General features: G+C 54.9%; 18 protein-coding genes. 8 read left to right on the top strand and 10 right to left on the bottom strand.

The window, feature by feature from the left end:
* Nucleotides 1-12 precede the first annotated feature (12 nt).
* The 3 genes from BUC32_RS05820 to BUC32_RS05810 are packed head-to-tail and all read right to left on the bottom strand — an operon-like array spanning nucleotide 13 to nucleotide 3,362.
* The gene (locus BUC32_RS05820; protein ID WP_073250572.1) at nucleotides 13-645 is read right to left on the bottom strand and encodes a DUF3726 domain-containing protein; all 633 of its coding nucleotides are present in this window, start codon (nucleotides 643-645) and stop codon (nucleotides 13-15) included.
* Nucleotides 642-2,327: a hypothetical protein gene (locus BUC32_RS05815; RefSeq protein WP_073250570.1), complete on the bottom strand. Its 1,686-nt coding sequence runs from the start codon at nucleotides 2,325-2,327 to the stop codon at nucleotides 642-644. The genes BUC32_RS05820 and BUC32_RS05815 overlap by 4 nt, the downstream gene beginning before the upstream one ends.
* Before the next feature lie 60 nt (nucleotides 2,328-2,387).
* The gene (locus BUC32_RS05810; RefSeq protein WP_073250568.1) at nucleotides 2,388-3,362 is read right to left on the bottom strand and encodes a membrane dipeptidase; all 975 of its coding nucleotides are present in this window, start codon (nucleotides 3,360-3,362) and stop codon (nucleotides 2,388-2,390) included.
* A 101-nt stretch (nucleotides 3,363-3,463) separates the two neighbouring features.
* Between BUC32_RS05810 and BUC32_RS05805 the strand changes: the two genes are divergently transcribed.
* Nucleotides 3,464-4,330: a LysR family transcriptional regulator gene (locus BUC32_RS05805; RefSeq protein ID WP_073250566.1), complete on the top strand. Its 867-nt coding sequence runs from the start codon at nucleotides 3,464-3,466 to the stop codon at nucleotides 4,328-4,330.
* Between the two features lie 5 nt (nucleotides 4,331-4,335).
* Here BUC32_RS05805 and BUC32_RS05800 read toward each other — a convergent pair whose 3' ends face one another.
* A complete protein-coding gene (locus tag BUC32_RS05800; protein ID WP_073250564.1) occupies nucleotides 4,336-4,983 on the bottom strand; it encodes a TetR family transcriptional regulator C-terminal domain-containing protein in 648 nt (215 codons plus the stop codon).
* Nucleotides 4,984-5,128: 145 nt separating this feature from the next.
* Here BUC32_RS05800 and BUC32_RS05795 point away from each other — a divergent pair, with 145 nt between their 5' ends.
* The 4 genes from BUC32_RS05795 to BUC32_RS05780 are packed head-to-tail and all read left to right on the top strand — an operon-like array spanning nucleotide 5,129 to nucleotide 10,937.
* The gene (locus BUC32_RS05795) at nucleotides 5,129-6,766 is read left to right on the top strand and encodes a phytoene desaturase family protein (protein ID WP_073250562.1); all 1,638 of its coding nucleotides are present in this window, start codon (nucleotides 5,129-5,131) and stop codon (nucleotides 6,764-6,766) included.
* Nucleotides 6,767-6,777: 11 nt separating this feature from the next.
* Nucleotides 6,778-8,346 carry a phytoene desaturase family protein gene (locus BUC32_RS05790; protein WP_073250560.1) on the top strand — a complete coding sequence of 523 codons (1,569 nt, stop codon included), beginning with the start codon at nucleotides 6,778-6,780 and terminating at the stop codon, nucleotides 8,344-8,346.
* Nucleotides 8,343-9,536 carry an aminomethyltransferase family protein gene (locus tag BUC32_RS05785; protein ID WP_073250558.1) on the top strand — a complete coding sequence of 398 codons (1,194 nt, stop codon included), beginning with the start codon at nucleotides 8,343-8,345 and terminating at the stop codon, nucleotides 9,534-9,536. The genes BUC32_RS05790 and BUC32_RS05785 overlap by 4 nt, the downstream gene beginning before the upstream one ends.
* A gap of 27 nt (nucleotides 9,537-9,563) precedes the next feature.
* Nucleotides 9,564-10,937, top strand: coding sequence for an aminotransferase (locus tag BUC32_RS05780; protein ID WP_073250888.1), 1,374 nt, complete (start codon nucleotides 9,564-9,566; stop codon nucleotides 10,935-10,937).
* A gap of 92 nt (nucleotides 10,938-11,029) precedes the next feature.
* On the opposite strand, the gene BUC32_RS05775 is transcribed toward BUC32_RS05780, so the two are convergent.
* The gene (locus BUC32_RS05775; RefSeq protein ID WP_073250557.1) at nucleotides 11,030-13,072 is read right to left on the bottom strand and encodes an oxidoreductase; all 2,043 of its coding nucleotides are present in this window, start codon (nucleotides 13,070-13,072) and stop codon (nucleotides 11,030-11,032) included.
* 149 nt (nucleotides 13,073-13,221) lie between these two features.
* Here BUC32_RS05775 and BUC32_RS05770 point away from each other — a divergent pair, with 149 nt between their 5' ends.
* Together BUC32_RS05770 and BUC32_RS05765 are read left to right on the top strand one after the other, a co-directional pair.
* Entirely contained in the window at nucleotides 13,222-14,286 is a 1,065-nt protein-coding gene (locus tag BUC32_RS05770; protein WP_073250555.1) for an extracellular solute-binding protein, read from the top strand.
* Between the two features lie 89 nt (nucleotides 14,287-14,375).
* Nucleotides 14,376-14,735, top strand: a complete 360-nt coding sequence (locus BUC32_RS05765) for a cupin domain-containing protein (RefSeq protein WP_073250553.1) — start codon at nucleotides 14,376-14,378, stop codon at nucleotides 14,733-14,735.
* Between the two features lie 121 nt (nucleotides 14,736-14,856).
* On the opposite strand, the gene BUC32_RS05760 is transcribed toward BUC32_RS05765, so the two are convergent.
* From BUC32_RS05760 to BUC32_RS05745, 4 genes are read right to left on the bottom strand one after another with little or no spacing between them, the layout of a single operon-like run.
* Nucleotides 14,857-15,639, bottom strand: coding sequence for a methyltransferase domain-containing protein (locus tag BUC32_RS05760; RefSeq protein WP_073250551.1), 783 nt, complete (start codon nucleotides 15,637-15,639; stop codon nucleotides 14,857-14,859).
* Between the two features lie 41 nt (nucleotides 15,640-15,680).
* Nucleotides 15,681-16,784 (bottom strand): ABC transporter ATP-binding protein, encoded by a 1,104-nt coding sequence (locus BUC32_RS05755; RefSeq protein WP_073250549.1) that lies wholly within the window; start codon nucleotides 16,782-16,784, stop codon nucleotides 15,681-15,683.
* Complete coding sequence (locus BUC32_RS05750) at nucleotides 16,784-17,614, bottom strand: ABC transporter permease (protein ID WP_073250547.1); 831 nt, start codon at nucleotides 17,612-17,614, stop codon at nucleotides 16,784-16,786. Before BUC32_RS05750 ends, BUC32_RS05755 begins: the two co-directional genes overlap by 1 nt.
* A complete protein-coding gene (locus BUC32_RS05745; RefSeq protein WP_073250546.1) occupies nucleotides 17,611-18,477 on the bottom strand; it encodes an ABC transporter permease in 867 nt (288 codons plus the stop codon). Before BUC32_RS05745 ends, BUC32_RS05750 begins: the two co-directional genes overlap by 4 nt.
* A gap of 198 nt (nucleotides 18,478-18,675) precedes the next feature.
* Here BUC32_RS05745 and BUC32_RS05740 point away from each other — a divergent pair, with 198 nt between their 5' ends.
* Entirely contained in the window at nucleotides 18,676-20,169 is a 1,494-nt protein-coding gene (locus tag BUC32_RS05740; protein WP_073250544.1) for a trimethylamine methyltransferase family protein, read from the top strand.
* Here BUC32_RS05740 and BUC32_RS05735 read toward each other — a convergent pair.
* Nucleotides 20,166-21,734 carry a trimethylamine methyltransferase family protein gene (locus BUC32_RS05735; RefSeq protein WP_073250542.1) on the bottom strand — a complete coding sequence of 523 codons (1,569 nt, stop codon included), beginning with the start codon at nucleotides 21,732-21,734 and terminating at the stop codon, nucleotides 20,166-20,168. The genes BUC32_RS05740 and BUC32_RS05735 overlap by 4 nt on opposite strands.
* Between the last annotated feature and the right edge of the window lie 120 nt (nucleotides 21,735-21,854).

Below are 21,854 nucleotides of genomic sequence, written 5' to 3'. Positions count from 1 at the left end.
ACGGTCCTTGGATTAGTCGTTGTCAGTCAGCTCAGCGCCACCCGCGCCAAGGCGACGCGATTCTTCGGTGGCCGGAGCAAAGGTTTTGTGCGCATAGGCATTGAGTGTCGCCCACGCGGCGGGCGAGGGGCTGGCTCGGTCAAGCAGAGCAGTGGGTTGCGAGACTGACCCTCCTGTCTGGATGGAGACCATGCTGGCAACCTCCGGGCAGGCGCCATCACAGCCAAAACCCTGAGGATCAAAAGTGGCCGTAAACCCGTCGGTCTTCAGGGTCAGGGCGCCATCCAGCTGGCGTGCGGCCATGGCTGCAAATGGCAAGAGCATTGCCGGGCTTGCGACATTGCGCAGTACCAAGGGCGCGTCCTTCAGGCGGCTCGCGAAATCGGAAAGAGAAGCTCCGCTGGTGAGAGGGCAAAGAACATCACTGGCCTGCCAATCTGTCATCGGATCAACGGGGGTATGATCCGCTGCGGTTTTCGCCATGCCCCGGTTTAGGGTTGCGGCGAGCTCAGAGGCGCCGTCGAACCCATGTACGCACAACCAGCGCGTGGCTTTTGCGGCTTCCTCTGCCAATCCCCACACGTACCCTGCGCCGCGGGTGGCACGTTTGGCGGTGGCTTCGACTTCGTTCATTGCAAAGGTCATGCTGTCACCTCCGGATAGACCCAGAAATCAGCATTGTCTGGGGTTAGCTCGTCAGGGTAGGGCGCGCCGGAATACATCGCGATACGCACCCAGCGATCAGATCGGGGATCAAAGTGCGTGGCCCCGAAAAACGCGAGTTTGGCGCGCAGCATATCAATTGGCAGCACCTTGTCGCTGATCGTATTGTCATGGATTTCGCCGTATGGGGCGATGCGGCTCATTTGGGCACGACGCACGGTGTGGCGGTGCTCGGGGTGGGTCAGCAGAAATTCCGCAACGGTTTTATCGCTGTCGTAAGCCTTCAGCGTTTCATATGCCTTGGCCGCATCCCGCGCCGGAGCAAGAGGTTGTTCGTAATCGGTGATCGGTTCTTCAAATCGTTCGCCCAAACGAGGCTCAAGCTTTTCTTCGGACACATACCAGGCCCGCGCACAGTTTTCGCGCGCGGCCCAATCGATGTCCAATGCCCAGCCAAAACTATCCTTTAGGAGGTCTTGCACCGTCGAAATGCGCATTGAGCCATCAATGCAAAACGCGTCGCGATTGCTGTCAGACATACAATCCGCCAATCCGTCGACAAGGTCTGGATAGGGTTCAAGGATCAGCGATGCGATCAGTTCCTGACCTTCTTCGCTTAAGGACTTCTCAGACCAGACAATCAACCTGTCCCATGGATAATCCCGTGTTCCGGCGTGTTGTGTCAAAAAGGATTTTAGCTGCACAAGGTCCTTCTTCAGGTTTTGCAGTTTGCCAATTTGGATTGGGTGCTGTGAACGACTGGCCGCAACCAGTGTTTCGGTGCGCCGCAGGACGTCAAGGAATGCAGTGATTTCTGAGTTTTGCACCGTTTCCAGAGACCGCACTCGAGCGATGGCTTCTTCCCGAGCCATGACCCAATTATTGAACAATACAGGGTGGTTCACGATGTAGGGCGCCATGCCAAGCCCGGTGGAATTCCCGATCCCAAGGCGCCGCGCCATTTCTGGATGCAATGTCACTGTTGCATCGCCACCTTTTTGAAACGCCATATGCTGCACCAAATCGCGCACAAACCAACGTGTCAGAAACACCGAGAGCATTTCTGCCTGAAAAGGACCCTGCATTTCAGGGCGATCCGCTATCTTTTCGCGATCCGCAGCTCCGAGTTTGCCGGAGCCATAAACGGCTGTGGTGCGCATCAGGTATCCCACGCTCGCGATTTGTTCGGGATCCGGTTGCTGGCCAGCGGCCAGCGCATCGACCATATGGGACCATAGCCGCACAGAGCGATTGGCGCGCGACACTGAAATCTCACTGTCGCTGACCCGGCCTGCTTCTTGGAGGGGGATGTTTTGCCGTAGTCGTTCAACGTCCTGCGTGGTTGGAACACCGTCGAACAGCGTAAATGTTGCGTCCCAGGCTTCCGCGATCACCCGGTCTGATCTCTTGTCTGCTGGCAAGTCGTGGGCAAAGGCAACCAAGGAATAAGCCCGCTCAGGGCCTTGCGCCACATAGACTGCATGGCCCTCACCAGCGGCATTGATTTCAAACGCATGCCGGTAGAACTGCCAGTTTTCTGCCGCCATCCGTCTGGTCAATGTGCGCATGAAACTGAGGCGACACTGATGCATTGACCCCAGGCGGCTCAGACGCATGACCTGCGCTGGCGGGCGGCGTGGAATGGTGGTTGTCGGGTGCTCCATCAGATCAAACCTCGCTGAAAATTGCGCGCTTCCAGTGTGCGGGAAAGTGTTTTCATGCCATTATGCCTCGGGTCCGAAGTTGTCGGCAAAAAAGCGATACCAATTGCCTCCCATGATTGCGGCAATTTCGTCAGTGTTCATACCCACATCACTCAGGCCCTTGGCAATATTTCCAAAATCCCGATTGTCGCGGAACCAAGAAGGCATATCCGGGAAACCTGGCGCTGCGGCTGAACCTTCGCCATAGTCAATCTCTTTGGTCCATCGTCCAACGCGCATCCATTCAACGATGCTGTCGGGTTGATCCTGACACAGGTCTGTACCAATCCCCAGGTGAGACACACCATAAAGATCTGCCGTACGCGCGATCATCTCGCAAAAGCTGGTGATTGTGCAATCTGTCTTGTCCTTGAGGTGATGTGGGTAGACGGAAAACCCGAACATGCCTCCATTGCTCGTCACGGCGCGGATCACATCGTCCTTTTTGTTGCGCAAGGCAGGGGACCAGTCAAAGGGGTTTGCGTGGGTGATGGCGATAGGTCTTTGGCTGATTTCTGCGGCGTCTATGGTTGAACGATCCGCAGAATGGCTCATGTCGACCACAAGCCCGACGCGGTTCATCTCGCGGATCACTTGCCGACCCATACGGGTGATGCCGCTGTCTTCGGCCTCGTAACATCCGGTCGCCAAAAGCGATTGGTTGTTGTAGGTTAGCTGCATGAATCGTGCGCCCAAACTGTGCAGGATCTCGACAAGCCCAATGTCATCTTCAATAGGGCTGGGGTTTTGAAACCCAAAGAAAATGGCCGTGCGTCCTGTTTCGCGCGCAAGATCGATATCGCTGGCCCACTGGCCCTTCATGATCAGGTCGGGGTATTGTTCAAACCAACGGTTCCAGCGTTCAAAGTTCAACACCGTTTCACGGAAATTTTCGTGGTAAGAGATGGTGACATGCACAGCGTCCACATTGCCTTCGCGCATCTGGCGAAATATTTTTTCGGACCAGTTGGCATATTGCAAACCGTCTATCAGCATCTCTGAACGCTCCCCTCAGGATAAACCCAAGCAAAGATGGACATACGATGAGTTCCGGGTCAAACTTAAATTTCTGAAGGAAGTTTCAGGAAAATTGAAATATGGCCATAAAAATTGAAATGCTGCGCAGTTTTTGCACTGTGGCTGAGACGGGCAATCTGGCTGAAGCAGCCAACCGATTGGGGCGGACCCCGTCAGCGGTGTCGATGACGCTCAAACAGCTTGAGGATCATCTGGGTAAAAAGCTGTTCGAAACAGAACGTAAAAACCGGCTTTCCCCTTTGGGGGAGCAGGTGTTTGACTTGGCGAACAAACAACTTCGTCAGTTTGACGGGACCGTTCAGTCGATTGAATCTTCTGCCATCGCACCACACGGACTGGTGCGGATTGTGTCGGTGCCGTCTGTGGCGGCCAAGGTATTTCCGCCAGTGGTGGCAGAAATGTCCGCACGCCATCCTGGATTGCAGATTGAATTGCGCGACACTGATTCTCAGCAAGTGATCGATGCGTTGGCACAGGGGCAGGCCGATATTGGCATCGCGTCGGGGCAACGCGCGCTGAATGGGATGCGCGAACTCACCTTGTTTGAAGATCCCTTTGGGCTGGTATGTGCGGCAGATCACCCCTTGGCCAAACAACCGAATGATCCAACTTTGGATGATGTACGGGACGCTGGATTTATTCGGAACGCGCTGTGCGAAGAGATAGAATTGAATCGGCTTCATACCGTATTAGGTGGGGCCAGAATCACGGTGCACAACACTTTATCGCTCATTGCGATGGTGCGGCACCGTGACTGGGTGACGATTCTGCCTAAAACCGTGGTGGGGTTTGTCCCGGATCAGCTAATTTTTCGACCTATTCAGGGCCTGAATGAGACCCGCAAAGTGTCGCTCTATTTGCGTGAAAAATCCAGATTCCTAGAGATTTCTCAGGAACTGGCGGGTCTGATTTCGGCCGCTGTTTAAGTCAATCACAGCGTTTCGGGTGCAAAATGCTCTGGCAGGATATGCCCGAGAAAACTCAGGGTCTCCTGAATAGCCGTTTCGCGATTGCAGGTATCCGGAAATAGATACATCCGTTGCCAATAGCCATCCGTCAGTGTGTCAATCCAACCAGCAAGCTCGCGCGCCTGATCCTGCCGGTTGACGGCAAAAAGACGTTTGCAAATCAGTTCGATTGCATCGACCCGATTGTGGTCAAAGTGCTGGGTGATATCTGCGTATTGGGGCGTAAACTTCTGTTCGCCCCAAAAAGAGAACCAAACCGATAATGTTTCACGATTACAGACCGTTTCGTCAAAATCTGCGTTCACCAACGCCAAAAGTTGCGTTTTGGGATCATCTCCGGCTTTTTCCAGTGCGGCGCGCCAGAAGTCTTCGTACTTTTGGTAAATATCTTCAAGGGCAGCAGTCAAAAGGCCGTTCTTGGATTTGTAATAGAAAACCGCAACCCCCTGAGATAGGCCCGCTTCGGTTGCCACAGTGGCAAGAGTGGTTTTCGCCAGTCCGTTCTGAATTATTGACCGCAATGCGGCGTCAAGCAATTGCCGACGACGTTTGTCAGCATTTTCTTTGCGTTCCTTGCGGGGTTTTTTACCCGTAGGCGTTTGGTCGTTCATTCCAGACTCACATTATTTGCTTAGCTGTTTCTTTCACAAATTCATCAGTCTGTCAGCCCCGGAAAAAAATTTGTTTAAGCGCTCAAAAAAATATATTTACCCCCAGTCGGACTTCTCGTACAGTTTAACCCAACAGGAGAGACTCATGGGCCAACACGACAAATACGATGCGATTATTGCGGGGGCGGGCCACAACGGTCTGACCACAGCCTGCTATCTGGCGAAAGCCGGGTTAAAAGTAGCGGTGGTCGAAAAGAACGACTGGATCGGCGGGGCCGCTGTCAGCCGGTCTTTGCATGATGGCTGGACCTATTCGAACTGCTCGTATGTCTGTTCGTTGCTGCGTCGCGAGATTGTGCGGGATCTGGAACTGCCGCGCTTTGGCCTGCAGGTCATTCCTTACGAAGGCGGGGCGTCCTTTACACCGGATGGCGACTATTTTGCCTCTTATTCGGATCATGACGCGGTGCGTCGCGAAATGGCCCGCCACAGCCCGGCAGATGTGGATGCCTATGAGCGTTTTAGCCAAACCGTCATCCGGCAATGTCGGTTTATCCGCCCGTTCCTTCTGCGCAACGCACCTGATCCGGCCTCGTTGAAGCCGCGAGACATCAACGAATTGCTGTTCCTTGTGAAAAAAGCCCACGGCCTTGGCGCCAAAGAACTTGGCGAGACGCTACGGTTCTGGACGATGTCGATTGGCGATTTTCTGGACGAACATTTCGAAAGTGACCTCATCAAGGCGCATATTGCCGGGGCTGGGATCATCGGCACCGGACTTGGTGTCTATTCGCCCGGCACAGCCTATGTTCTGTTGCATCACTATATGGGTGACGTTGATGGCGCGATTGGCGCGTGGGGGTTTGCGCGCGGCGGCATGGGGGCGATTTCAAACGCGTTGGGCGCCTGTTTCGAAGAGGCAGGAGGCACCATCGTCACCGGATCCGGTGTAGAACAGTTCCTTGTGAAAGACGGTAAAGTCACCGGCGTCGCGCTGGATAATGGCGACACCTACGAGGCGCCCATTGTGGCTTCGAACATGGATGTAAAGCGCACGTTCCTGAACCACACCGAAGAAAAACACCTGCCCGAGGATTTCACAAAGGCGGTCAAACGCTTCAAAATTCGCGGCTCCTCTGGCAAGTTGAACATCGCTCTGGATGCTCTGCCAGAGTTCCCGGCAGCACCAGAAGGCGCGTCTTTCTTGCGTGGAGACATGCATTGCTCCACCTCGCTCAATGAACTCGAGCGGGCCTACGATGATTGGAAAGACGGCCATTGGTCCAAGGATCCATATTTCGATATGCTGATCCCCAGCCAGATTGACCCGACGCTGGCGCCTCCAGGCAAACATATGATGACGGTGTTTGTACAATATGCGCCTTATGATCTTGAGGTGAACGGGGTGCGCTCCGGTGAAAACTGGAACGATGACACCCGCAAGCAATTTGCCGATTGCGTTCTGGATAAGATCGAAGTGGCAATGCCCGATATCCGCGAAAAAATGCTGCATGCGGAAATTCGGACCCCTTGGGATATCGAAAACGAAGTTGGTCTGACCGAAGGCAACATCTTCCAGGGTGAGCTGACCTTTGACCAGTTGTTGTTCAACCGTCCGGTACCGGGCTACGCACAATACGACACGCCGATTGACGGCATGTATCTGGTTGGATCCTCGGCGCACCCGGGCGGCGGTGTGATGGCGGCTCCGGGCGCAAACGCAGCCCGTGAAATTCTGCGCAACATTGGCAAGGGCAGCGCAATGCCCAGCCATAACGAATAAGGGGGGCGATCATGACAAATTCATCAACATATGACGTCGTGGTGATCGGTGGCGGTCACAATGGCCTCGCTGCCGCGGCAACGCTTGCGAAAAAGGGCAAATCGGTCTGTGTGATCGAGAAATCGGACGCAATGGGTGGCATGGCGCGTAACGTTGCTATGGGCGAGGGTGTCTCGGCCCCGCAAATCGCGCATCTGTTGCACAATCTGAACCCAAAAGTGGCTAAAGAACTGGGTCTTGGTGATCTGCTGAAGGGATCGCCTTTGCCAACCACATCTTTGTCTGCGGACGGTAACCACGTTGTGGTTGAAGGCGCTATGGTGCGCTTTGCCGATGGTACCACGCACCCCGACGTCAATGCTTATGCCAAGCAAACCGCGCAGCTGCGAAAATTCGCCGGGTTGTTGGGGCAATTGTCGACCAAATCGCCTCCCAAGCTGGATGGTGGCCTAACGTCGATGGCCGCTTTGGGTGAATTGGCCGGATTGGCCAAGCTGGGCCTGAACGTCAAAATGATGGGCAAAAAGGACATGCGTGAATTCTTGCGTGTGGTCCTGACCAATGTTTACGATCTGGTTCTGGATGAAATGCCGGACGGACCGCTGGCTGGGATGATCTGCGCCGATGCGGTGCGTGGCAACTATGTGGGGCCACGGTCGCCGGGCACCGTGTTCAATCTGATGTATCGCTTGGGAACGGGCGGCGAAGTGCGTATGCCCAAGGGCGGCATGGGCGCTGTTGCCCGTGCATTTGAAGCCGCGGCAACCAAGGCCGGGTGCGATCTGCGCACTGGTAGCGGAGTAGCCCGCGTAAATGTCGAGGCCGACAAGGTCACCGGCATTGTGCTGGAAGACGGCACCGAGATTGCAACCCGTGCGGTTCTGTCCTCGGCAGCCCCCATGGCGACCATGAAGATGGCGGGCATTGAGCATTTTGACGTCGAAGCAGCGCGGCGCATCAAGAACATGCGCTGCAAAGGCACGGTTGCCAAACTGAACCTCGTTTTGAAATCTGCGCCGCAGATCGAAGGTCTGAGTGCCGCGCAAATGGCAGGCCGATTGTTGATCGCGCCGTCAGCCGAGACTGTCGAACGTTCGTTCAATCCGGTAAAATACAATGAACTTCCCACCGCGCCTGTGGTCGAAGCTGTGATCCCAACGCTAAGCGATCCCGAGCTGGCCTCGGGCGGGCGGCATATCCTGTCGGCGGTTATTCAACACGTCCCACACACGCCGACCGGCGGATGGAACGATGCCAATCGTCAGCAAGTCATCGATACAGTTGTCGCGCAGCTAGAGGCGCATATGCCGGGGCTGAGCAGCACGATCGAAGAAGCACAACTGCTGACACCTTCGGACATCGAAGATCTGACTGGCGCCCCCGGAGGCCATTGGCATCATGCTGAAATGGGTGTGGACCAGATTTTGACGGTGCGCCCGGTGAATGGCCTTGCGCACTATCGCTTTGCCGTAGGCGGACTTTACCTTTGTGGCGCGGCTGCCCATCCGGGTGGCGATGTCACCGGCGTCCCGGGGCGCAACAGTGCAATGCAACTTTTGAAAGACGGGGTGCTGTCATGACCAAGGCTGCAACAAAACAGGCCGTGCCGATCGGCGTCATTCCAACGCCACTTTATGATCGCATGGAAGCGATCAGCACAGCCAAAAGCTGGGCAAACTGGGCGGGTTTCATTTCGCCATTGGTGCTGGATACGGTTGAGTTTGAATACTTTGCGATCCGCAACCAGTCGACGCTGTTTGATATTTGCCCAATGCACAAATATCGCATCAAAGGGCCAGATGCGCTGAAGGTTGTGAACCGGCTTGTTACGCGGGATGTGTCCAAGTTGCGTGATGGTCGTGTGGGCTATGCGATGTGGTGTGATGAAGAGGGCATGCTGATCGATGATGGCACCGTGTTCCGTTACTCGGAAACCGAATTCATGCTGTGTTGTCAGGAAACAATGTACAGCTGGCTTTTGGATACGGCCTGGGGCTTTGACGCTGAAATCATTGATGACTCTCATACTGTTGCGGGTGTTTCGCTTCAGGGACCGACCACCTTTTCTTTGCTCAAGGACGCGGGCCTTGATGCGGTTGAGGACATGAAGCCGTTTGATTTGCGCGAGATTGAGCCCGGTCTTTGGGTGTCACGCACGGGCTTTACTGGTGATCTTGGCTACGAGCTTTGGACCGCATGGAATGACATTGGCGCATTGTGGGATCGCTTGTGGGCCGCCGGGGGGCATTGGGGCCTGCGCGCCATTGGTGCCGAGGCGCTGAACATGGTGAGAATTGAGGCCGGGTTCATTGCCGCTGGGGTGGATTTCCAGCCGGTGCACGCAGCGATGCGCCTAAATCGTGGGCGAAGCCCCCTGGAACTGGGTTTTGATAAACTGGTGCACTTTGAAAAGGGCCATTTCAATGGCCGTCGTGCCTTGTTGAAGCAACAACAGGACGGTGTTCGCTATCATCTGGCCAAGATTGATATTGGAGGCTTTAAGCCGGCCGACGGATCGTTGATCTATCATCGGAAAAAGAGAGAAGTCGGCCATGTCACGTCGGGAATCTGGTCGCCGACAATGAAGCAAAACATCGCACTGGCCGAGTTAAAAGCGCCGTACGGCAAGGCAATCACGGATGACCTTTGGGTCGAGATTTACGTAAGCGAAGAAGGGCAATGGGACAAGCGCATTGTACCTCTGACCTTTGTCGACAAACCATTTTTCCAGAATGCACGGTCGCGGGCAACTCCGCCGAACCCATTCTGATACATAGGAGAACAGGACATGACTGAGATGACCAAAGTAGCGGGCTCTAACACCCCGAGCAACGAGACCCTGATCGAGTGGGACCGGATGCACCAAATCCACCCCTGGCATGCGATGGATGCGTGGCGTGGCTATGACAATATGCTCGTGGACACCGCCGAAGGCATTTATATGTACGACAGCACGGGCAAACGGTTTATCGATGGACCGGGCGGTATGTGGTGCACGCAAATTGGCTATGGCCGCAAAGATATGGCCGAAGCGATCTATGATCAGGTGATGAAGCTGCCCTATACGTCGCCTTTTACTTCGGCCACGGAACCGTCGGCAATTCTTGCCAAGAAAATCGCCGATATGGCGCCGGGTGATCTGAACAATGTGTTCTTTACCACAGGTGGCTCGACCGCAGTGGATACAGCGCTACGCACTATGCAGTACTGCAACAACCGCCGCGGCCTGCCCGAAAAGAAGATGATTATCGCGCGCGAAAAGGGCTATCACGGATCGACCTATCTGGCCCATTCGGTGACCGGCAAAGAACGCGACAAAAGCCACTTTGATTTTGAAACGCGTCTTGTGCACTTCCTGCCAGATGTGAACCCATATCGCCGCGCTGAAGGCCAAAGCGTTGAAGAGTTCTGCGACGAAAAAGTTGCCGATCTTGAAAAGGCCATTGCCGAAATTGGTGCTGACAAGATTGGTGCCTTCATCGCCGAACCGATCCTGTCATCAGGAGGGGTTATTGTTCCGGCCCCGGGGTATCACAAACGCACGCTCGAGATTTGTCGCGCCAATGACATTTTCTACATCTCGGACGAAGTTGTGACCGGTTTCGGCCGTCTGGGTTACTGGTTTGCCTCGGAAGAGCTTTTTGACATCCAGCCTGATTTCATCACCAGCGCCAAGGGCCTGACCTCGGGCTACCTGCCGCTTGGCGCCTGTATCGTCTCAGACCGCGTTATGGAAATGATGAGCGACAGCGATGAGCCGTCCAGTTTTACCAATGGATACACATATTCGGCGCATCCTGTGAGCTGTGCGGCTGCTCTGAAAAACATCGAAATCTTTGAGAATGAAGGCGTTCTGGAACACGTGCGCGCTGTCACGCCGCATTTCCAGAAGCGGCTGCGCGATCTGATGAAATTCAAGATTGTCGGCGATGCACGCGGTATGGGTCTTTTGGGCTGTATCGAAGGTAAGGCGGAAGATCTCGAGGCCGAGAAAAAACTGGGCAGCCAGATCGACGAAGCCTGCGAAGCACGCGGCCTTCTGGTCCGTCCGCTGATCAACATGGCGGTATTCTCGCCACCTTTGATCATCACCATCGAACAAATTGACGAGATGTTCGACATTCTCGAAGACGCGCTTCAGGAAGTTCAAGACAATTTGAACGCAGCATAACAAACAAAGAAGCCCCCTCGCGATGTCGCAAGGGGGCTTCTTTTTGGTTCACGAGGGGCATGCTCAGACAGCAATGCCTCGCTCTCAACAATTTAGACAGTGTGTTCGCGCCGGCCATATTTTTTCGCGATATCAACATCCTCACCCAAGTCCATTGCCACACGGTAACCGCTGTGCACAGCTGCGGCGACAATGCCGGGGGCTTCGGCGTCTCCGATGCGCGTTACCGACTGAATGCCCACAGCCTTTACCCTGTCTTCGATAGCCATCAACCCGTCATAGAGATCAGACACGGGCAACCGGCGAGTCAAAGGCACAATGACATCGCAGGCCAGATCGCTTTCCTGTTCTGAGAACATACAAGACAGGCGGGCACTGCCCGGGTTGGCGGCCACAATGGTTTTGTTGGTCACAATCTTAACACCCGCTTCAATCAGGGCCGCGTTCGAACTGTAAACTTCGGTGGTGTATTGCCCCCAGTCACAGGGGCGTCCGGCAGGGGTGACCAAAGTCACTTGATGACCTTTCCTACGTAACTCCAGCGCCATGACTGATCCGAGGTAATAGTGATCGTCATCGTAAATCACCACATGATTGGCGTCGAAGGGATCCCCGTCCAACACGGTTTCTGCACCCAGAACCATGTCCGGTGCCTCGTGCCGAAGTCCGGTGTCCGAATGACGCCCAACGGTATCGGTCGACCACGTGGACCCGGTGGCCAGCACCACGTGATCGACACCCAATTCCAGCACGTCCTGTGGTGTCATGCGGCTTTCGCGGAAGATTTCGATGTTGTCCAATTTTTCAATCTGGCCGACGCGCCAATCACGAACACGGGCCAGTTCGGCCATACCAGGCAGGCGGCTTTCGCGGCTGACCCGTCCGCCAAGATCGCGGGTTGCTTCGGCCAGCATAACGTTGTGCCCCCGTTCTCCCAGTACCCGCGCTGCCTCAAGGCCTGCCGGACCAGCGCCAACAACCAGAACAGTTTCGTCTTTGCGCGGACTGGTGCCCGCGCGATCCGGATGCCAGCCCAGTTTCCATTCTTCGCCCATGGTCGGGTTTTGAGTGCACCGGATCGGTACACCGAGAGAGTCATGGGCATAACACACGTTGCAACCAATACATTCGCGGATGTCTTCTGAACGACCTTCTTCAATTTTCTTGGGCAAAAATGGATCAGCAATCGACGGTCGTGCCGCGCCGATCAGATCTTGCGATCCATCTTTGATCACCCGCGCCATTGTGTCGGGCGAGGTGAACCGGCCAACGGCCACAACCGGTTTGGACGTCAGTGACTTTGCTGCAGCGATGCTGTCCACGAAGGAGGCTTCTTTGACGAACCGGCTGGCCCCCATTTCAACGCCATAGTCCGGAACTGTCAAATCCCAGAGGTCGGGCAGATCAGCCAGCAAACCAAAGGCATCGAAGGTTTCGGGGTCATTCAACGCCACACTGAACCGGGTGGCCACTGCCGCCTTATGACCGACTGCTTCGCGGGTTTCTTCGATCAACTCACGAACGATCCGAACCCGGTTTTCCAGCGAGCCGCCGTATTCGTCTGTGCGGGTGTTGATTGTCGGGTCAAGAAACTCGGAAATCAGATAGCCGTGGGTGGCATAGACATAGACAATGTCAAAACCCGCCTCGCCCGCCCGCAAAGCAGCATCCCGGTGCCAGCGACGGATATCGCGGATATCCTGCTTGTCGACCTTGCGCGCCTGAAATGGATTTAAAACGCTGCTGTCCGTCTGAGGCCGATTGCGCAGCCCGTAAGCAGGCAGGCGGGTGCCGAGGTTCGCGACCATCCCGCCGCCGATCCACAGTTCCACCCCGGCCAGTGCGTCATGTTCATGTACCGCATCGGTCATGAGCCGGTTGGCACGGATGTCATCCTGATCCCACAAAGCCGCATAAGGGTAATAGTCGTTGTCGGACGTCGGGTGGATCGAACAGAACTCAGTGTTGACCACCCCCCAGCCTCCTTCGGCCTTCACACCCCGCATTGCCGCCAGTGTTTGTGGTCGTCGCCAGCCCATTCCGGTGCAATGGGGGACCTGATAAAATCGGTTTTTGGTTTCTACTGGACCAATCTTTATGGGTTCAAAGAGTACATCGTGTCTTGGATCGCGCATTTTTGCCTATTTTCACATCATTTTCGACTTAAAATTATTTGAGCGCTCAATTAAACCTTGAGTCAAGTGATGTTCCCGCATAAATTTTTTGTTGAACTGGTCTGTCTGAAAAACTCAGATGGTCCACGCCACCAAACAGGGAGAGAAATATGTATCACTTTAGAAAGACGGCGACGTGTATCGCAGCCGCCTTGTCGCTGACTGCTGGTGCAGTCATGGCCGCCGACGCTGATCTGGTTATCTTTGACTGGGCGGGTTACGAAGACCCCGAGTTCTTCAAAGCCTATACTGCCAAACATGGCGACAGCCCAACCTATGCCTTCTTCGGCGACGAAGAAGAAGCGTTCCAGAAACTACGTTCCGGCTTTAAAGCTGACATGGCGCACCCTTGCTCGCAATCCGTTCCAAAATGGATCGAAGCTGGCCTTCTGGCACCGCTGGACATTAGCCGCATTGATCGCTGGGACGAGCTGGAAACGTCGTTCCGTGACATTCCCGCTTTCCAAAAAGATGGTGAGTATTATTTTATTCCGGTCGATTGGGGCAACACGCTGGTCACCTATCACACAGAGCACCTGAAGGCGGAAGATGTGCAATCGCTGCAAGCCTTTGCTGACCCTAAGCACGCAGGCCGCATTTCGGTTGGTGACAACGTTGACGACGCCTATGCATTGGGTTTTCTGGCCACTGGCGTGACCGACTGGACCAAGGCAACGGACGAAGAGTTCAAAGCTGCATCTGATTTCCTGCGCAAAGTTCATCAGAACGTGCGCACCTATTGGGCCGACGGCGCGTCTCTGGCTCAGTTGATGCAAAGCGGCGAAGTGTACCTGTCATGGGCCTGGAACGAGACTTTCTCGACCATGTCTTACGAAGGTCACCCAATCGCGATCAACAAAGATACAGACGAAGGCAGCTCGGCTTGGGTTTGTGGGTATACCAAACTGGCGGATGCGCCGGGCTCCGAAGACAAGTTCTATGACTTCATCAACGCATGGCTCGAGCCTGCAACTGCCAACTATCTGGTTGGTTACTGGGGCTATGGCCACGGTAACGCAACCGCAATGGCAGCCATGGCTGAAGCCGATCTGGCGGCCGTCGGGCTGGCATCGAACGAGCAAAGCCGGGCGAAAACCTTGTGGCAGTCACCAGTACCATCAGAACTGCGTGAAAAGATGATTGCTGAGTTCGAACTCATCAAAGCTGGTTTCTAAATCCACTCACGGAGAGAAATCAGGAAGCCCCGGTCAAATGGCCGGGGCTTTTTGCTTGTTTGCCCTTAGCCCCAAGAAAGAGAATTCCATTGATTGATCTGAAAACCTTCGAAAACCTTGCAGATACACCGCTGAGTGCCTTTGCACCGAAACCTACGACTCTCACCGAAGGACAAGAAGAAGCTGCCGTTGTTCTGTGGACTTCACCAGATGAGAACACGTCTATTGGCGTTTGGGAGTGCACGCCCGGTCATTTCACGGCCGACCGAACATCTGCCGGCGAATATTGCCATATCATTTCTGGGCGCGCTTCAGTGACCAATGCTGACGGTAGCGGAACCCGAGAGATCGGACCGGGTGACCTGTTGATCCTGCCACAAGGTTGGAAAGGGGAGTGGGTCATTCACGAGCATATGCGCAAACTATTCGTGATCAATACCTCAACTTAGTTTAGCTTAAATACATAGTTTCAATGCCGAAACCACACATCAACCATCGATCGCCGCTGATCGATGGTTGGTCATTAATCTGCATCGTTTGCAAGTTGGAAAAAAGATCGGGATTTTCCGATTAACTCGGCTTTTGACCCCGAATATGATGTGGACAGTGTTCGCCAGACTTGAGCACCGGCATCATTTTGCTCCAAGTCGAAACCTGGTCTGCAATAAAGGTTTCACCATGGGCTTGTTCCAGTTTGGATCGTTCAGGGCCCGTTAGCCGGTTTAGTTCACCTGCCGCGACTTCCCGGTACCATGGGTTGCGATTGCGCAACGAGATTTGGGAAAACCCGACATCTGCCAAGGCGCGGGTGTACCGACCAGGCGAGGCCATGGCGAAATCCAGATCCTCTGCCGTGATATAGTCCTGCATTTCGGGTGACGGGGTGTTGTCGTGCGAAATCAGCCAGTCTGACGCCGCAAACCACCCGCCGGGCCGCAACACGCGATAAACATCACGGCTCAGAGTTTCTTTGTCCGGGATATGGATAATTGAGTCTTTTGAGTAGACGATGTCAAAGCTGTTTTCGGGAAACGGGAAGGGGCCGGGTTCGACTAGCTGGATATCGATCCTGTCTGAAAGCCCCGCCGCGGCTGCTCGTTGGCGGGCCTCATTGACGACCGGCTCCTCAACGTCAATGCCGATCACTTTCTTTGCCCCAAGCGTTCCCGCCAAAAGCACGGCGATTGCACCCGAACCGCTTCCTATGTCGAGAACGGTTTTACCGCGAAGGTCCAACCCTTCGACTACAAGCGTCGCTTCTTCTGCTCCGCCGGGAGACAGAAACCCGTCTCCCCACATGTCCTCAAGAAAGTGGATAACCTGATTGTCGTAGTGCAGTTCATTGTCGCTCATGCGGTGTCCTCCCGATCATCGCTTGGCGGCCTGCGGATGTGCTATTCGAAAAGCACGACGGATTCCGCCCCCCATCTGACCATGACCTTGCTGCCAGCAGGCAGAACCGAACGGCCTGCCGTGTTGCGCATGGATATAGTGACAGGTTCGCCGCTGCCGGGCAATTGCACCGTATAATAAGTCATATCGCCGTAATACGCCGTTCCAGTGACCTCGCCTTCGACTTTGTGCTCGGCATTGTCATTTCCATCACCAAGGACAGTCAGCATTTCGGGGCGGATTCCAACCGCATCAATCGTTGCAGGATTGAGACCGGCCGGCGCGATGTCGATAGGGACCTGAACGGGGCCCAAAGCATCAATGTTGATGGTCAATGTGGTTTCGTCTTGCGACCCAAGTTTGGCATCGAGAAAGTTCATCACGCCAATGAAAGAGGCAACCCGTTTGGTTCGCGGGCGGCGATACAGCTCTTCGGGGGATGCCAGTTGAGCGATCTCACCTTCAAACATCACCGCAATTCTGTCTGACATGATCAGCGCCTCTTCCTGATCGTGTGTCACCAGAATGAAAGTAATGCCAAGGGTTTGCTGCAAAGAGCGCAGTTCTACCTGCATCTGGTCGCGCAGTTTCTTATCCAGCGCCGAAAGAGGCTCGTCCAGCAAGATCACTTTGGGTCGCATCACCAGTGCCCGCGCAAGCGCCACACGCTGACGCTGACCGCCCGACAATTCATGCGCGCCGCGGTCGCCCAGCCCGTGCAGATCAACCATGTCGAGGGCTTTGTCGACCTCCGTAGCGATCTCTTTCTTGGGCATTTTTTGGGTTTTTAGTCCATAGCCAACATTTTCCGCAACGCTGAGATGCGGGAAAATTGCATAGCTTTGGAACACCATGTTGGTGGGGCGCTTGTTGGCTGAAATCCCGGCCATTGGTTTGCCATTAATGTCGATGGTGCCGGTGGTTGGTTCATCAAAACCGGCAATCATGCGCAGCAATGTGGTTTTGCCACAGCCAGACGGGCCCAACAGAGAAAAGAATTCGCCCTCGCGGATGCCCGCATTGATCCCTTTCAGCGCCTGAAACGTGCCGAAAGTTTTGGTGACATCGCTTAGAACGATGATGTCATTTGCGTCGATAGCCGCCATTACATAAATCCTCCGGCCGAAGCCTCAATGCCCTGTTTCTTAGCCGCACGACGGCGGAACCATTCCGCGAGGATCAGAAGAACCACGGACAGAGCCAGCAAGATGGTGCCCAGGGCCATGACCGAGGGCAGTTTTGTCGGGAAGCGCAACTGGCTCCAGATATAGACGGGCAGGGTGACATCCGTGCCGGTCAGGAAAAACGCGATGATGAATTCATCCAACGAGATGGTGAAGCAGATCAACAGGCTGGACACCACGCCGGGCATGACCAAAGGCAAGATGACGCGCCGGAACGTGCCCCAGCGGCTTTCTCCCAGGTCGAAAGAGGCCTCTTCCAGACTGTTGTCGAGGCCCTGAAAAGCTGAACTCAGAATGGCGATGGAAAATGGCGTGCAGATCAGCACGTGACCGGCGACTACCGTCCAGAGTGACAGGGACATGCCGAGCTGCATCAACAGGACCAGCAGCGATACGGCCACAATAATCTCGGGCAGCACCAGCGGCAGCATAATGAACCCCATAACCGGGCGCTTGCCCGGAAAGCGGTAGCGTGCAGAAGCCCGCGCGGCGCAAGCCCCAAGAATGGTGCTGATCACAGCGGTTGAGATGGCCACCGTTGCGCTGTTTCGCACGGCCCCATGAAGGGCCTGGGTCTCCCAAAGCACGTCGAACCATTTGGTTGTAAAGCCCTGAAGTGGAAACGAAATGATGGTTGCGTCGTTAAAGGCAAACATTGGTAGCAAGAAAACCGGTGCGTACAAGAATAACATGTAGACTACCGCGTAGACGGTCAGCCATTTGCCTGAGAGGTATTTGCTAAGCGAACTCATTGCACTCTCCCTCCAAATTTCTTACCTGCGGCATAAATTATCAAGCTGATAACGGCGACGATCATCATTGATGACACTGCCAAGGCCGCCCCAAGAGGCGCGTTATTGGCTTTGCCAAACTGAATCTGGATCATGTTCGCAATCATCAATCCGTCGGTACCTCCGACGAGTTTAGGGGTAATAAAGTCGCCCACAGTCGGGATCAGCACGATCAGAGTTGACGCAATCACGCCTGGCATAGCCAGAGGCAACGTGATGCGGAAGAACCGGCGCACAGGACCGTCGCCCAGATCTTCGGCGGCTTCCAGAAGCGATCGGTCAATCTTTTCCAACGCGACGAAAATCGGCAGGATCGCAAACGGAGCCCATGCGTGGGCCAGCGTCAAAACCACAGCATTCGCGTTGTACAGGATAAAGGTCAGCGGCTCGGCAATCAGACCGAGTTCCATCAGGGCCGTGTTCAAAACGCCGTTATAACCAAGGATCACTTTCCAAAGGAAGACGCGCAGCAGGTAGCTGGTCCAGAAAGGTACAGTGATCAGGAACAGCCACAGCGCTTTGCGGTTTTTGACGTGAAACGACAGGAAATAGGCGATGGGAAAGGCCAGAACGACCGTCACAACAGTGACCAGCAGCGAAATCTTCAGCGACCGAATCATCAAAACCTGATAGATCGGCTTGCTCCAGGCTTCGCGGTAGTTGTCCAGCGTCAGTGTAGTCTCGATGTCCAGATAGTTCTGTGTCCAGAAGCTAAATGTCACCACCATCGCCAAAGGGGCTGCCAGCATCAACAACGCGTAAAGGGCTGTTGGACTGAGCAGTGTGAGTCCCTGTCGGGCCTCTTTGTCGAGTGTCATTCCCATTTCGGTGTCCTTGTTTCGTGGACCAAGTTCTCATTCGAGGCATGGCAAATTGCTTTGCACAAGTCTTTTCCTGCCACATTTCTTTGGGTGTGTCCTAACAAATTTTATTTGAGCGCTCAATAAAACTATTTGCGACAAGACCCATTTTGCTGCTATTTTCCGTTAAAGCCCTTTGAAATCTAAATAAAAGGAACTGCAATGCGTCGCGGTCGTACACGGAAACAACCCGAAACTCAGGAAAATGTGCGTCCCAGCACCCGACATTTTGGGGCGACGCCTGCCTACGGGCCGTTAAGTGATTCCGAAGTGACCAAGGTGATCGGCACGGCGATTTCGTTGATGGCGAGTTCCGGGATTGTGTTCGAACCGGGTACAGAGGCGGATGATCTGTTACGCGATGCTGGGTGCACGTTGGGAGACGACGGGATCGTGAAAATTCCCGAGGCTGTGACCCAGCGCGCTTTGGAAACCGTGGCGCGCAAAACTGTTCTTTATGATCGCAACGGCGAAAACCCGGTCACGATTGACAACGAAAACACGATCTTCATGCCGGGCATGACCAACATTGGTGTTTATGATGATGCCACCGGCGAACCCCGGCCTTCGACCCGCGAGGACCTTGCCGCCATAACCCGTCTGTCAGACGGGCTACCGAACATCGACATGATCTGTGTGTCAGTCAAAAACGTGGCAGATTCGACCATCCATGGAGAAATCGACGAATTCCTCTGCATGATGGAAAACACAACCAAGCCTCTGGAGTATCTTTGCGAGTATCCTGTTTCGCTTGATGCGGTGATTGAGATGGCCACCGCAGTGCGGGGCAGTGCCGATGCGCTGCGTGACAAGCCGTACTTCTTTCATCTGGTGACGCCATTGCCGGTGAGCTTTGCGCAAATCCACATTGATCAGATTCTGTCAGCTGTGCGGGCAGGGGTGCCGGTTGGCGTTGGAACGCTCTCTATTGGTGGTGCCTCTTCGCCAATCACATTGGCCGGCTGTCTGGTGCATTGTCTGATGACAGATTTTGCCGCCATCGTTTTGGGGCAGCTGGCCGTCGAGGGCAGCTTTTGCATGGGCGGGTCAGACGTTTTCTTTATGGAGCCTGCCACTGGTGCGATTGGCAGTTTCTCGCAGATGTCGATGGGCGACATGGCGGCGGCGCAAGTGCGGCGTTCCTTGGGGTTTCCGTCGCTGACGGCCTCAGGTGGATGCACAGTAGCGCGTCGGTTCAATCAGGATGCCGTGTGGGAGCTGTCTGCCAGCACCATGAACATCTTTTACCACCGCCCCGCGACCGTCGACTATCTCGGTTCGCTGGATCAGGGGCTCACGTTTTCCGAAGTGGCGTTGTTGTTCAGCGATGATCAGGCCGGAATGTTGCGCAAGATGTGGGAAGGGGTATCTGTCACCGATGAACAGATTGGCACGGACCTGATCGATAGCCTTGGCCCCAAGGGACAGTATTTGGCAGAACAGCACACGGTTGATAACTGCCGCACGCAAGTTTGGAACTCGCGCTATCTTGGCCCGAACATCCCTCTTAGCAATGGGGGCTTGCCAGATCAGGATCTGTTTGAACGAATTGCACTGGATCTCGCCGAGCGCCGCAAAGCCCCGCCGCCCGCCGCTCCGGACGAAGCCGTGATGCAGGTTGCGAAAGATGTTTTGGCGCGGTTCCGCGAGGGTTAAGCAACCCTCGGGGCCATCCGGTTCTTTGGCAATTTGATCGGGAACCTTTCCCGGATTGCTTTGTCCACATCTGCCGGGATGGCGTTGACGAAATGTTCGGCCAGCAGTTTTCCTGCGGCTTCGTGGGCACGTTCATCCATGGTTTTTGCGCCTTCTGCGATCCATACCTGTTGAGAGGACCGATCTGCGGTCGCTGGATAGACGTATTCAGTTTTCATGGATTTCAATGTGTCACCGGCCCCCAAATAATGCCCATCTCCCAACACAGCGGCTTTGATGGTGTCGACGCTTAGGGTTTCGTCGCTGACTTCAATGCCGCGCACAACCCGTTGGGCCATGCCCAGCATGTCATTGTCGATCACCAAAGCTTCGAACGAGCAGCCCATCAGGCTGGCCATCATGCCCGCAGATTCTAGAACACGGTTGGCCCCCGCAAGGCCTGCGACCACGGATGTGATGCCCTTTTCATAACCCATCTGCGCGTCAGGCATTTTGGCGTCTGACATGGATGCTGCAACGGTTGTCGGCAGGTCGTAAAAACGACCAATCTGTGCAACGGCGGCCATGGACACGGCGACTTCTGCCGATCCGCCTGCAAAGGCACCTGTGCGCAGATCAACCGCAAAGGGCCAGGCCGCAAAAGACATTGGGCAGCCGGGGTTGACCATGTTGACCACACAAAGACAGGCCAGAGCCTCAGCCGTGACCTGAACAAGAGCACCGGCGAGGAAAGACGGGGCCGTTGCCCCGGATTGAGGAGCGATTGCAATGTCGTTCACAAGGCCGAGGCGACTGGTAGTGACCAGAACATCCAAGTTTTCCTGCGCGAAACGCAAAGGCGAAACGATCGGGCAGCCACCGAAGCTGACAAAGGGACGCTCACGGAATTTGTCTTCGCCGCCGGCCACCATAGCGTACATTTCAAGCGCGTGAGGGATCGATTCGACTGTATTGAATGTGTGCTCGACAGGTTTGGTCGTACCCGCCAAAACCGCATAAACCACGTTGATGTCATGCTCATAAAGGTCAACCAGCTCGGTCGGAACCACGGTCTGGCCGAACTGGTGAATGTTGGGCAGGGCATCAACAACCCGCGCGGTGTCGTAGAGGTCGATTAGGGTTGAGGGGCGATAGCTCCGGGATTCATAATCCAAGATCGAAACAGCCTCGCCACTTGTGCAATAATTGACCTTGTTGCCTCCGACATGCACGTCCGCATGCATCGGATCGCGGCTGTAGACCGTGTATTCGCGGGCAGCTTTGGTGAGAAGGTCCTCTACCAGCGCATGAGGAAAGCTGAGCCGCCCGTGTGCGTTCACGAAACAGCCCTGTTCGGTGGCCAGCTCAATTACTTCGTCTGTGGCATCGCCAATGCCCACATCCGCCAGAATATCCAGTGCTGCTTTGTGGATTGATCGCAGATCATGATCGCTCAGCGGGTTGTATGTTCCGCCCTCAAGACCTGCGCGAACCGCTTGGCGTGTTTCGTCCCTGGTATCTTCACGCATCGCGACGCGTGCAGCACGGCCACCGGCGCGACGGGTTCTGGAAGGGCGAGAGGTCATGGCATTTGTCCTGTTACTTGGCGTTTGGAGGTGCTTTAGCAGAAAACTGAGTGATTAGTCAAATTTAACTGAGCGCACGCTCAAAAAAGTTGCGAAGAGCCCGAGGTTGATGGTATTGTC

Origin of the sequence: Shimia gijangensis (genome assembly GCF_900142085.1) — a bacterium.
Lineage (GTDB): Bacteria > Pseudomonadota > Alphaproteobacteria > Rhodobacterales > Rhodobacteraceae > Shimia > Shimia gijangensis.
Note: the sequence above shows the minus strand (reverse complement) of the source record. Positions and strands in the feature narration are given on the sequence as shown.